General features: G+C 61.9%; 9 protein-coding genes. 5 read left to right on the top strand and 4 right to left on the bottom strand.

Annotation, left to right across the window (positions count from 1 at the left end):
* Nucleotides 1-55: 55 nt before the first annotated feature.
* Nucleotides 56-1,078: a zinc-dependent alcohol dehydrogenase family protein gene (locus OH720_RS17375; RefSeq protein WP_008061279.1), complete on the bottom strand. Its 1,023-nt coding sequence runs from the start codon at nt 1,076-1,078 to the stop codon at nt 56-58.
* 269 nt (nt 1,079-1,347) lie between these two features.
* On the opposite strand from OH720_RS17375, the gene OH720_RS17380 reads away from it, so the two are divergent.
* From OH720_RS17380 to OH720_RS17395, 4 genes are all read left to right on the top strand, one after another.
* Complete coding sequence (locus OH720_RS17380) at nt 1,348-2,265, top strand: LysR family transcriptional regulator (RefSeq protein ID WP_008061280.1); 918 nt, start codon at nt 1,348-1,350, stop codon at nt 2,263-2,265.
* A gap of 271 nt (nt 2,266-2,536) precedes the next feature.
* Nucleotides 2,537-3,790 carry a multidrug efflux RND transporter periplasmic adaptor subunit MexE gene (gene mexE / locus OH720_RS17385; RefSeq protein WP_272602186.1) on the top strand — a complete coding sequence of 418 codons (1,254 nt, stop codon included), beginning with the start codon at nt 2,537-2,539 and terminating at the stop codon, nt 3,788-3,790.
* A gap of 15 nt (nt 3,791-3,805) precedes the next feature.
* Nucleotides 3,806-6,982, top strand: coding sequence for an efflux RND transporter permease subunit (locus tag OH720_RS17390; RefSeq protein ID WP_008061282.1), 3,177 nt, complete (start codon nt 3,806-3,808; stop codon nt 6,980-6,982).
* Entirely contained in the window at nt 6,982-8,403 is a 1,422-nt protein-coding gene (locus tag OH720_RS17395) for an efflux transporter outer membrane subunit (protein ID WP_272602187.1), read from the top strand. Before OH720_RS17390 ends, OH720_RS17395 begins: the two co-directional genes overlap by 1 nt.
* A gap of 200 nt (nt 8,404-8,603) precedes the next feature.
* On the opposite strand, the gene OH720_RS17400 is transcribed toward OH720_RS17395, so the two are convergent.
* From OH720_RS17400 to OH720_RS17410, 3 genes are read right to left on the bottom strand one after another with little or no spacing between them, the layout of a single operon-like run.
* Nucleotides 8,604-9,551, bottom strand: a complete 948-nt coding sequence (locus OH720_RS17400) for an HlyD family efflux transporter periplasmic adaptor subunit (protein WP_272602188.1) — start codon at nt 9,549-9,551, stop codon at nt 8,604-8,606.
* A 4-nt stretch (nt 9,552-9,555) separates the two neighbouring features.
* Nucleotides 9,556-9,756, bottom strand: a complete 201-nt coding sequence (locus tag OH720_RS17405) for a DUF1656 domain-containing protein (protein WP_008061285.1) — start codon at nt 9,754-9,756, stop codon at nt 9,556-9,558.
* On the bottom strand, nt 9,746-11,881 hold the full coding sequence (locus OH720_RS17410; protein ID WP_272602189.1) for an FUSC family protein: 2,136 nt from the start codon (nt 11,879-11,881) through the stop codon (nt 9,746-9,748). The genes OH720_RS17405 and OH720_RS17410 overlap by 11 nt, the downstream gene beginning before the upstream one ends.
* 148 nt (nt 11,882-12,029) lie before the next feature.
* Here OH720_RS17410 and OH720_RS17415 point away from each other — a divergent pair, with 148 nt between their 5' ends.
* Nucleotides 12,030-13,085: a tetratricopeptide repeat protein gene (locus OH720_RS17415; RefSeq protein WP_272602190.1), complete on the top strand. Its 1,056-nt coding sequence runs from the start codon at nt 12,030-12,032 to the stop codon at nt 13,083-13,085.
* The last annotated feature ends 189 nt before the right edge of the window (nt 13,086-13,274 follow it).

The raw sequence follows: 13,274 nt of genomic DNA on the forward strand, positions 1-13,274 counted from the left end.
AGGGCAAAGCGCTAAAACGCAAGAGTCCGTGCAGGCACGGACTCTTCGGGAGGGGTCAAGCAGGTTCGACTTGCAGGGCAACCCTTTCGCGGCATGGGCATTCGTCCATGTAGCGGTGCGCCTCGACGAACTCGGTGAACGGGAAGACCCGGGTCTTGAGCGGCAGCAGCACGCGATCGGCGGTCAGCTGGTTAATGTCGCGCAAGGCACGTTGCAGCGCAACCTGGTCCTGGATGATGCCCAGCTCCGGCTTGCCGGTGAAATTGCCGATGCAGTGCACAAAGAATTGAATGTTCTTCTGAAACGCCGCACACGCCGGGAATGGCGTCTGGTTGCCGCCCTGCAGGCCATACAGCACCAGGCTGCCGCGCGGTGCCAGCACGTCGCCGAGCAACGACATCTGCGGTCCACCCAAACCATCGAACACCACGTCCACACCGCGGTTGTCGGTGATCTTGTTGACCCGCATCAACAGGTCTTCTTCCTCGGTGACGATGACTTTCTCGGCACCCAGGGACAGCAGGTATTCACGCTCCTCCGCGGATTTGGTTGCGGCGATCACTCGTACGCCCAAGGCTTTGCCCAGTTGTACGAACGAAGGGCCGGCGCAGTGGCTGGCGTCGGTGACCAGGGCGAACTGCCCGGGTTTGACCCGTGCCAGGTCGACGTAGCCAAAATAGGCAATCAACAGCGGCGTGTAATGCACGCTGGCTTCGATCGGGCTGAGCACGTCCGGGTAACGGGACACCGACGAGCGCGGCAGGACGATCAGCTCGCCATAGACCGGATAATCGTTCGGGCTCTGGGCCGGGAAACTGGCGACCTTGTCACCGACCGCCAGGTCATCGACACCCTCGCCGACAGCCGTGACGATACCGGCCATTTCCTGGCCAATACCGGCCGGCAGACGAGCGTGGGACGACGCCAGGTTCTGGCGCCAGAGTGTGTCGTACCAGCTGATGCCAATGGCTTCGACGCGCACCTGCACTTCGCCCGGAGCAGGCAGAGCCGCCGCATGCTCTTCGCATTTGAGCACCTCGGCTGGACCAAACTTGTGAAAACGGATCGTGCGGGACATCGCAAACCTCGCCAATTGAACCTCTAATGCCTTGAACTCTAGCTGGGGTTTTGACCCAACACTATCAGTGGCTATTAATAGTCGACATGCCTGTCATTGATTCCGCAGCTGCAGCAACATCGTCAAATGTCGTAAGAAACCGGAGCAGCCGGTGTGGGAAAATTGAATTACTCGGTGCAGAGTACCAGCCTTTCCCCGTAATATTCCTGCTGGCCATTGTTCTCATATGGCCGCTCACGTCAAGTTTGCTGACTCTGCCAGGACTCAAGATGAATCGTAATGACCTGCGTCGTGTCGACCTGAACCTGTTGATCGTGTTCGAAACCCTGATGCACGAGCGCAGTGTGACCCGCGCCGCGGAGAAGCTGTTCCTCGGCCAGCCGGCCATCAGTGCGGCGCTCTCGCGCTTGCGCGGGCTGTTCGACGACCCGTTGTTCGTCCGCACCGGCCGCAGCATGGAACCGTCCGCCCGGGCGGTCGAGATCTTCGCCCTGCTCTCCCCGGCGCTGGATTCGATTTCCACCGCCGTCAGCCGTGCCGCCGAGTTCGACCCGGCCACCAGCACCGCGGTGTTTCGCATCGGGCTGTCGGACGACGTCGAATTCGCCCTGCTGCCCATGCTGCTCAAGCGCCTGCGCGCCGAATCGCCGGGGATCGTGCTGGTGGTGCGGCGGGTCAACTACATCCTGATGCCCGGCTTGCTGGCCTCCGGCGAGATATCCATCGGCGTCAGCTACACCACTGACCTGCCCGCCAATGCCAAGCGCAAAGTGCTGCGCCGCAGCTCGCCAAAACTGTTGCGCGCCGACACCGTACCAGGGCCATTGAGCCTGGATGACTTCTGCGCGCGTCCCCATGCACTGGTGTCGTTCGCCGGTGACCTGAGCGGTTTTATCGATGAAGAACTGGAAAAGCTCGGGCGTAAACGTCATGTGGTGCTGGCCGTGCCGCAGTTCAACGGGCTGAGCTCGCTTTTGAGCGGCACTGATATCGTCGCGACCGTGCCTGACTATACGGCCGATGCGCTGACGGCAGCTGGCGGGGTCCGGGCCGAAGATCCACCGCTGCCGGTGCGCAGTTTTGAATTGCACATGGCGTGGCGTGGGTCCCAGGACAATGATCCGGGGGAGCGTTGGTTGCGGTCGCGGATTCAGATGTTCTTTGGGGATCCGGATAGTCTGGCCTGATTATGTGTTGAGGCTGATGGCCTCTTCGCGGGCAAGCCTCGCTCCTACAAAGCGAAGTGAGCGATTCGGTCTCATGCCTGATCTTTACCCTCATGGAAACACAGAGTTTCCATCAACCCCATTGATCGAGACCTTGGCAAAGGCGCAGGCTAGAGAGCTACCCCGCCTCTCCTATCATTCCGGATGATAGTTACCTTCGCCTCATTCGATTCGTGCGATACAACCCTGCCGAGCATCATTCGCCAATCTTAATACATTGGCGGATGCATCCATGGAACAGTCACTCAAACATTTGCGCTTGCCGTTGGCCGTGTTGGCCGTAGTGGTGATGAGCGCTTGCGGCAAGACGCCAGAGACTGCCGCTTCCTTGCCCGCAGCCAAGGTCAGCGTGGCCAAGGTGCTGGAGCAACCGGTCAACGAGTGGGACGAATTCACCGGGCGCCTTGAAGCGCCGGAAACCGTTGAAATTCGTCCACGGGTCTCGGGCCAGATCGATGAAGTGACCTTCACCGAAGGCGCCCTGGTCAAGAAAGGCGACCTGCTGTTCCAGATCGATCCGCGTCCGTTCCAGGCTGAAGTCCGTCGCCTCGAAGCCCTGGTGGCCCAGGCCCGCGCCAATGCCACCCGCAGCGAAAACGAAGCCCAGCGCGGTGAGCGCCTGCGCACCAGCAACGCGATTTCCGCCGAGCTCGCCGATTCGCGTACCAGTGCCGCCCAAGAGGCTCGCGCCGCCGTCGGCGCCCTGCAAGCACAGCTGGACCTGGCGAAATTGAACCTGAGTTTCACCCGCGTCACCGCCCCCATCAGCGGTCGCGTCAGCCGTGCGCAAATCACCGCCGGCAACCTCGTGACGGCCGATACCACCCCGCTGACCAGCCTGGTGTCCACCGACAAGGTCTACGCCTACTTCGATGCCGACGAGCGCGTGTTCCTCAAGTACACCCAGCTCGCCCGCCAGGGTAAACGCGGCGCCACCACCCCGGTGTACATGGGCCTGTCCAACGAAGACGGCAACCCGCACCAGGGCGTGATGAACTTCGTCGACAACCAGGTCAACCCGAAAACCGGCACCATCCGCGGTCGCGCCGTGTTCGACAACAGCGACGGCAGCTACACCCCGGGCCTTTACGCGCGCCTGAAACTGGTGGGCAGCGGCACCTACAACGCCATGTTGATCAACGATGAGGCGGTGGGTACGGACCTGGGCAAGAAGTTCGTGCTGGTGATGGATGCCGACAACAACACGGCTTATCGCGCCGTGGAGCTGGGCCCGAAAATCGAAGGCTTGCGCATCGTGCGTAACGGCCTGAACTCGGGCGACACCATCATCGTCAAGGGCCTGCAGCGGGTACGCCCGGGTTCCCCGGTCACCCCTGAAGTGATCCCGATGGCCACCGAGCAGACCCTCGCGGCCCTGGCCCAACAACGACAAGCGCTGGAAGCCAGCAACCTGCCCCAAGTCGCGCCTGCCAAGGTCGCACCGGGCACCGTTGTGAAACTGGCTGCTGCGAACCCACGCGGTTAAGGGATAACGACTCCGATGAATTTTTCCCAATTCTTCATTTCACGGCCGATCTTCGCCGCGGTGCTGTCGCTGCTGATCCTGATCGCCGGCGCCATCTCGCTGTTCCAGCTGCCGATCAGCGAATACCCGGAAGTGGTGCCGCCGACCGTGGTGGTGCGCGCCAACTTCCCGGGGGCCAACCCCAAAGTCATCGGTGAAACCGTGGCCGCTCCCCTGGAGCAAGCGATTACCGGCGTCGAGAACATGCTGTACATGTCCTCGCAGTCGACCGCCGACGGCAAGATCACCCTGACCATCACCTTCGCCCTGGGCACCGACCTGGACAACGCCCAGGTGCAGGTGCAGAACCGCGTGACCCGCACCGAGCCGAAACTTCCCGAGGAAGTGACGCGCATCGGTATCACCGTGGACAAGGCGTCGCCCGACCTGACGATGGTCGTGCACTTGACCTCGCCGGACAAACGCTACGACATGCTGTACCTGTCCAACTACGCGATTCTGAATATCAAGGATGAGCTGGCGCGCCTGGGCGGTGTCGGTGATGTGCAGCTGTTCGGCATGGGCGACTATTCGCTGCGTGTGTGGCTCGATCCGAACAAGACCGCTTCGCGCAACCTGACCGCTACCGATGTGGTCAACGCCATCCGTGAACAGAACCGCCAGGTGGCAGCCGGTGCACTGGGCGCGCCACCTGCGCCGAATGCGCAAAGCTTTCAGTTGTCGGTGAACACCCAGGGCCGTCTGGTCAGTGAGGAGGAGTTCGAGAACATCATCATTCGCTCTGGCGACGATGGTGAAATCACCCGCCTGAAAGACATCGCTCGCGTTGAACTGGGTTCCAGCCAGTACGCCTTGCGTTCCTTGCTCAACAACCAGCCGGCGGTGGCGATCCCGATCTTCCAGCGCCCTGGCTCCAACGCGATCGAGATCTCCAACGAAGTTCGGGCGAAAATGGCCGAGCTGAAGAAGAGCTTCCCCGAAGGGATGGATTTCAGCATCGTCTACGACCCGACGATCTTCGTGCGCGGCTCGATCGAGGCGGTGGTCCACACCCTGTTTGAAGCGCTGATTCTCGTTGTCCTGGTAGTGATCCTGTTCCTGCAGACCTGGCGCGCCTCTATCATTCCATTGGTGGCCGTGCCGGTATCGCTGATCGGTACCTTTGCCGTGATGCATCTGTTCGGCTTCTCGTTGAACGCCCTGTCGCTGTTTGGCCTGGTACTGGCGATCGGTATCGTGGTGGACGATGCGATCGTGGTGGTGGAGAACGTCGAGCGCAATATCGAGCTCGGGCTGACCCCGGTCGAAGCCACCAAGCGCGCCATGCGCGAAGTGACCGGCCCTATTATTGCCACGGCGCTGGTGCTGTGTGCGGTGTTTGTTCCGGCAGCATTCATCTCCGGGTTGACTGGACAGTTCTACAAGCAGTTCGCCCTGACCATTGCGATTTCGACGGTGATCTCGGCCTTCAACTCCCTGACCCTGTCGCCGGCCCTGGCCGCTGTGTTGCTCAAGGGCCATGACGCGCCGAAAGACCGTTTCTCCAAGGTCCTGGACAAGATGTTCGGTGGCTGGTTGTTCCGTCCGTTCAACCGCTTCTTCGAAAAGGCCAGCCATGGTTATGTAGGCACCGTTGCCCGCGTGATCCGCTCCAGCGGCATTGCCCTGCTGCTGTACGCCGGCCTGATGGTGCTGACGTTCTTCGGTTTCTCCAGCACCCCGACCGGTTTCGTACCCGGCCAGGACAAGCAATACCTGGTGGCGTTTGCGCAATTGCCGGATGCGGCCAGCCTGGACCGTACCGAAGACGTGATCAAGCGCATGTCCGACCTGGCCCTGAAACAGCCTGGCGTGGAAAGCGCGGTGGCCTTCCCTGGCCTGTCGATCAACGGCTTCACCAACAGCCCGAACGCCGGCATCGTGTTCGTGACCCTCAAGCCGTTCGACGAACGTAAAGACCCGAGCATGTCCGCCGGTGCGATCGCCGGTGCCTTGAACGGCCAGTTCGCCGGGATCCAGGAAGCCTACATGGCGATCTTCCCGCCGCCACCGGTACAAGGCCTGGGCACCATCGGCGGTTTCCGCCTGCAGATCGAAGACCGGGGCAACCTGGGCTACGAAGAACTGTACAAGGAAACCATGAACGTCATCGCCAAGAGCCACAACGTGCCGGAACTGGCCGGCCTGTTCACCAGCTACACGGTGAACGTGCCCCAGGTCGATGCCGCCATCGACCGGGAAAAAGCCAAGACCCACGGCGTGGCTGTCAGCGACATCTTCGACACCCTGCAGATTTACCTGGGTTCGCTGTATGCCAACGACTTCAACCGCTTCGGTCGCACCTATCAGGTCAACGTCCAGGCCGAGCAGCAGTTCCGCCTCGAATCCGACCAGATCGGCCAACTCAAGGTGCGCAACAACAAGGGCGAGATGATCCCGCTGGCGACCTTCATCAAGGTCAGCGACACCTCGGGGCCGGATCGCGTGATGCACTACAACGGCTTCATCACTGCTGAAATCAACGGTGCCGCAGCCCCGGGCTACAGCTCCGGCCAGGCGGAAAAAGCCATCGAGAAACTGCTCAAGGAAGAACTCCCCAACGGCATGACCTACGAATGGACCGACCTGACCTACCAGCAGATCCTGTCCGGCAACACCGCGCTGTTCGTGTTCCCGCTCTGCGTGCTGCTGGCGTTCCTGGTGCTGGCGGCGCAGTACGAAAGCTGGAGCCTGCCACTGGCGGTGATCCTGATCGTACCGATGACCCTGCTGTCGGCCATTACCGGTGTGATTGCTTCGGGAGGCGACAACAACATCTTCACCCAGATCGGCTTGATCGTGCTGGTGGGACTTGCTTGTAAGAACGCGATCCTGATCGTCGAGTTTGCCAAGGATAAGCAGGAAGAAGGCCTGAGCCCGCTGGCTGCAGTACTGGAAGCCTGCCGCCTGCGTCTGCGGCCGATCCTGATGACTTCCTTTGCGTTCATCATGGGTGTGGTGCCCCTGGTGTTCTCCAGCGGTGCCGGTGCCGAGATGCGTCATGCCATGGGTGTGGCGGTGTTCTCCGGGATGCTCGGGGTGACCTTCTTCGGTCTGCTGTTGACGCCGGTGTTCTACGTATTGATTCGCAACTTTGTCGAGCGTGGTCAAGCGCGCAAAGCCGCCCGTGCCCTGAAGCTGGAGTCGCATTGATGAGTTTGAAAGCTTTCCTGCCGAGCCTGCTGGTACTGGCGCTAAGCGCCTGTGCCGTCGGCCCGGACTATAAAACCCAAGCCCTTGAACCGGCCAACATCACCACGGCCACGGCGGGCGCAGCCGGCCAGAAAAACTTCGACCGCTCGCGTTTCGAAGGCATCTGGTGGCAACAGTTCGAAGATCCGACCCTCAACCAGTTGGTGACCGAATCCCTCAAGGGCAACCGTGATCTGCGCGTCGCCTTCGCTCGCTGGAAGGCGGCCCGGGCGATCCGCGATGACGTCAGCAATGACGCCATGCCGACCATCACCAGCCGGGTCAGCAGTGACCTGGGCAAAGGGCAAATTCCCGGCGAGACCACCGATCGGGTCAACAGCGAGCGCTACGACCTGGGGCTGGACATGGCCTGGGAGATCGACCTGTTTGGCCGCATCCAGCGCAACCTGGAATCGGCGAATGCCGAGCAACAGGCGCTTGAAGCTGATCTATATCAGCTGCAGGTGACCATGATTGCCGAACTGGTGGACGCCTATGGCCAGCTACGCGGTGCACAACTGCGAGAAAAGATCGCCCTGGCCAACCTGAACAACCAGCAGGAGTCGCGCAAGATCACCATCAGCCTGCGTGATGCCGGCGTCGGCGATCAACTCGATGTGGAACGTGCCGATGCTCGCCTGGCATCGGTCGAAGCCAGCGTGCCGCAATTGCAGGCCGAACAGGTGCGGCAGAAAAACCGCATCGCCACCCTCCTGGGCCAGCGCCCGGACAAGTTGGCCGTGGACCTGAGCCCCAAAGACTTGCCGGCGATTGCCAAGGCCTTGCCGATTGGTGATCCCGCCGAGCTGCTGCAACGCCGTCCGGACATCCTCAGCGCCGAGCGCAAACTGGCGTCGGCCACGGCGCGTATCGGCGTGGCCAAGGCTGACCTGTTTCCACGGGTGAGCCTCAGCGGCTTCCTCGGCTGGACCGCCGGACGTGGCTCGCAAATCGGTTCCTCGGCGGCCAACGCCTGGGCACTGGGCCCGAGCATCACCTGGGCCGCGTTTGACCTGGGCAGTGTAAAAGCCCGCATTCGCGGGGCCGACGCCGATGCCGAAGGCGCCCTGGCGACCTACGAGCAGCAGGTGTTGCTGGCCCTGGAAGAATCGGAAAACGCCTTCAGCGACTACGGCAAACGCCAGCAACGGCTGATTTCGCTGATTCGTCAGAGCGAATCGAGCCGCTCCGCTGCCGACCTCGCCGAGATCCGCTACCGCGAAGGCACCGCCGACTTCCTCGTGCTGCTCGATGCCCAGCGCGAGCGCCTGGCGGCAGAAGACACCCAGGCCCAGGCCGAAGTCGACCTGTATCGCGGCATCGTCGCGATCTACAAGGCCCTCGGTGGCGGCTGGCAACCGGAGACAATTGCTAGCAAGTAAGCGTTTCTACAGAGCTCCTTTGGTTGGCCGCAACCAACCAATTTTTTGCCCCGCGCCCCATTCGGTCGCGGGGCTTTTTTTGCTCTCGAAAACACCTCATTCCCCTGTAGGAGTGAGCCTGCTCGCGATGACGGGTGACTGTTCAACAATAGTGGTGACGGACTCACCGCTATCGCGAGCAGGCTCACTCCTACAAAGGTTTAGCGGTTTTCCTGGACAGTCACTGTGGCGGTTGTACCGGCGCGCAATTTGTCTTTACCGGCGTAGTCGGCATCGATCCGTATCCGCACCGGCACCCGCTGCGCCAGTTTGACCCAGGTGTAGCTGGGGTTGATGTTGGCCAGCAAACGCCCGCCCGGCAGGTTTTCCCGGTCGGCAATGGCGAAGGCGATGCTTTGCACGGTGCCGCCAAATCGTTCGCCACTCATCAACTCGATGTCGACCCGGTCACCCTCCCCGATCCGCGGCAATTTGGTTTCTTCGAAATAGCCGCTGACGTAAAACGAATCGCTGTCCACCAGTGCCACCAGCGGGCCGCCTGCGGTCGCGTAGTCGCCCTGGCGGGTCAGCAGATTGGTGACATAGCCGCTGACCGGCGATACGACGCGGGTGCGTTCCAGGTCGTGTTCGGCCTCGGCCAAGGCGGCAATGGCCAGTTGCACGTTGGCCTGGGCAAACCCCAGGTTTGCCTGGTTGCGTAGCAAGTCGGCCTGGGCCACCGAGACATCGGTGCTGGATTTTTCCCACTCTTCACCAGAAATGGCCGAGCGCTCCTTGAGGGTGCGCCGGCGCCGCTCCTCGCTCTGCCGCTGGCGCAGCAACGCCTGGCTGGCAACGATGGTCGCTTCGGACTGCCCCAGTGAGGCCTTGGCCACTTCCACCGAACGCTTGGCGTGCTCCACCGCCAGGGCGTAGCGTGAAGGATCGATTTCCAGCAGCAACTGACCCTTCTCCACATGCTGGTTATCCTGCACACCGAGGCTGACGATGCGTCCCGCGACATCGGCGGACAATGTCACCACGTCGGCCCGCACCCGTGCATCGCGGGTCCAGGGGGCGCGGGTGTAGTGCTCCCAGGCAAACCAACCGAGCACGAAAGCCAGCACCACCACCGCCACCGTAGTGAGATGGGCAAGGATCTTCTTCACGGCATCAGGCTCCCATCACCAGGATCAACGTCGCGCACACGCAGACGTACAACGCACCTTCGAACAAGGCTTCATGCCAGACGAACTGCAACACGCCCAGACGCCGCAGAATCCAGTCCAGCACCAGGAAAACCGGCACCCCCAGCAGCAACGCCTGGGCGATCGGCGGCAAGTAGACGCCGCCTATTTCCAGATCAATGGGCAAGCTCGGGTACTCCTTGCAAAGTGGCGGGTTCGAAGTGGCCACGGTGGCGTTCCAGGAACGACACCACGATCAACAGCGCCACGCGCATGCGAAACACCGACCAGAGGTGTTGATGAACACTGGAATGCAGCGCGTCCAGTTCATCGCCCAAGGCGTGCAGGCGACCGAGCACAGCGTTCACTTCAATGTCGGGCCGGCCGGCCACCAGCCTCCCGGTTTCGCGTACCGTGGCGAACAATCGACTTTGCAACTGCGCACTGAGCAATGTGTTGTTCTGTCCCTGTTGCCGCAGCTGGTTCAAGGCGATGCCCAACGCCATGCACCCCAGGCTGACGTCGAACAGGTCACGCGATGGCTTGTCCTGGAGGGCGGGCAACAGTCCCAACATCATGGTCAGGCGGTCGACCATGCGGCTCTCGAAGGCAAACTGGTTTTCATCGGTGGCCGGGGTTTTCAGCAAGGCGTAGACCTGCTCGCAATTCTCCTTGAACAACCGGCGCATCCGCAGCACAGGCCGGAAGGGGAAGATCAAGGCATAGACACTCAAGGCCAGTGTCGCGGCGCACAAATAAGCGCCGGCAAACTCGAACCACTGAATGGCACTGTTTTGCCCGATGCCGGTGTTTTGCGGGCCCAACAACAGGCACGTCATCAGCCCCAGGCCAATCCCCGTGCCCGTCGTGGCCGGGCTGTACAACCCCACGGCGACGGCATACAGCAAGGGCGCCAGCAGCAGCGCCAGGAGTTCGAAACTGCTGATCATCGGCACCAGCGCAAACTGCAGCACCGACGACAACACCAGTGCCAGCGCCAGCCCCCGGGCATAGCTCTGGGCGGCCAGCAGTGGCCGGGGAAACGTCGCCATCAGCGAACAAAGAATCCCCACCACGACCATCCCGCCCCGGGCGCCGTCCCATCCGGTTTCGATCCAGATCAGCCCGGCCACCATCAGTGCGCAGTAAGCGCGGATGGCATTCATCGTCGCCAGGGTGAAATCCAGGTGCAAAGGGTTGGCCTGGCCGCGAAAAACGCTGCTGGCCTTGCGCCCGCTCTGGATCACGTCGCTCAATTCCAGAATCGTTTCAAGCTGCTGCAGCATGCGCGCCTGTTCCCAGCGCAACGACCAGGACAGCGAGCGCAGGGTGGCCTTGAAGGGTTCGATCAGTTGCTCCGAGCGGTACGCCAGTGCATCGAAACGCGTTTGCAACGCAGCAAACTGGCGCCGCTGCTCGCCAGGCATCGAGCGCCCCTGCCGGGCCAGTTCATCGAGCAAGGCCAGTTCTTCGTCGAGCAACTGCCGTATTTCCCCGGGTATCTCGCCTTCCCAGCGTTCGAGCAACAGTTCGCGTTGATGGCGCAAGGCAGTGAGCCTTGCCGTCAGCAGCACCAGTTGGTTGCCGAGCAACTGCACCAGGTCGTCGGCGCTGCGCAAACGCGGCGCGTCGTAATACAGATGCCGGCGTACCCCCTCCAGCGCACTGATCTGCCCCAGCAACTGCATTTGCCGACGGTGGAAGTCGGCTTCGTTTTCCTCGGTGCGGATAACGGCGCTGGCGTGGGTCGCCAGCAACTTGATCACCTGGTCGATCCGGTCGAAATACTCCTTGGCCACGGCCTCAGGGCGCGCGGTCAGCAGGCTGACCACGCAGACGCAGGCTACCGCCAGCAGCGTCTCGGTCACGCGGGTCACGGCCAGCAGGAAGGTGCCATCCTGATCGGGCACCGCCAGCAGTCCCACGACCACGGCCGTATAGCCGCTGAGGACAAAGGCCTGGGAACTGGTATAGCGCAACAAAGTGCCACCGGCGGTGCACAGCGCCAGCCACAGGGACAAGGTCATGATGAAAGGCAGCGGCGCCTGGGGGAAGATCGCCATGATCAGCACGGCCACCGCCGCCCCCAGGGTGGTGCCGATGACCTGGCCGAAACTGCGGGCCAGCACCATGCCGGCCAAGGGTTGACTGATGATGACCACGGCCATGATCGACCACTTGGGCTGCTCGAGGTCGAATACAAACGCAAGGTACAGGGTCAACAGCCCGGCCGCGATGGTTCTCAAGGCGAACAGCAGCACCCCGCGCCCGGGGTTGAGCATCGCCTTGAAGTAATGCAGCAGCGCTTGCATGGGTGCGCCCGTCCAGTCCACTCCAGCAAGCGTAGTCACAGCATCGGGGTCTGGACAGGTTTGCGTATCGCAAGTCAGGGTTTGACTCAAGGCCCCGCCTGACCGAAGCTGACAGCTTTGCCAAAGCCTGCCAGCTTCCGGATCCTGCATGCCCCAGTCCCGCCGCTACCTGCTCATCAGCCTCTGCGTCCTGTTTGCCATCGGCCTTGCCTGGATGTTCCTGCGCAGCAGCACCCCGGTGGTGCCCGAAGCGATCAAGCGCGGTTACACCGAAGCGCTGACGGCAGCCCGCAACGGCCAACCGGGGGCCGCGCGGGTGCTCTACCAGCAATTGGCGCGCCCGGACATTTCGCCCAAGCGACGCGTCTGGCTGCATGCCGAACTGCCCAACTACCCCAGCTCCGTGGCGCTGAAGCTTGCGGATGCGGACTTGCAGCATGAGGCGCCCGAGGTCCGCATCGCAGCAATCAAAAGCATCAGCGCACTGGTGCCCAGCGGCCAGCGCAGCCTGTTGCTGGGGCCGTTGCTCGATGACGGCGAGCAGAACGTGCGACTGGCCGCCGTCAATGCGCTGCTGGGCTTGTCACCCGATGATCTTGGTCTCTATTTCGGTCCTCTGGAGCAGGCCATCGACGCCTGGCAGCAGGTGTTGAAAAACGCGCCTGAAAGCGCCGACAACCAGTACCAGCTGGCGCGGCTGTACCTGCACAACGCCCAATTGAAAGAGGCGCAACAGGCGCTCGAACACTCGTTGCGCCTCGATCCTGGCAAGCTGCCGGCGCTGGTGATGCAGATCGAGGTACTGGACAAACAGGGCCAGGCCGACGTTGCCCGCCAACTGTTGGCCAAACAGCTCAAGGCCCAGCCCGACTCGGCCTATCTGCAACATGCGCTGGGGCTCTGGTTGCTGCATCACGGCCAAAGCGAATTCGCCCTGCTCGGTTTATCCAAGGCCGTGGAGCTTGAGCCGAACAACAAGGATTACCGCTACGACCTGGCCACCACGCTGCATGGCGAACAGGAGCTGGAAGCGGCGCAGAAACAGCTGCAGGAAATCGTCCAGCGCCATCCGAACGATCGTCGGGCACGGGTGTTGCTGGTCAATTACTGGAAAGAAAGCGGACAGTTGCAGAACGTGCAGATACTGCTGGCGCAGCTTGAGCAAATGAATCCGGATGATCCGGCCCTGCAGCAAGGGCTATAAAACGTTCCTCGCCTGTAGGAGCCAGGCTTGCCGGCGAAGAACGATAACGCGGTGCAACAGCTACACCGCAGCGTCTGGTTCGCCGGCAAGCCTGGCTCCTACAGGCGAAAAACGATGACGCGGGCAAGGGTACGTAGGCCCAACGTCCCCCTACAAAAAGTTGAACGCTCATTACGACCCAGGGTCAAG

The sequence above is a fragment of the Pseudomonas sp. WJP1 genome, from assembly GCF_028471945.1.
Taxonomy (GTDB): domain Bacteria; phylum Pseudomonadota; class Gammaproteobacteria; order Pseudomonadales; family Pseudomonadaceae; genus Aquipseudomonas.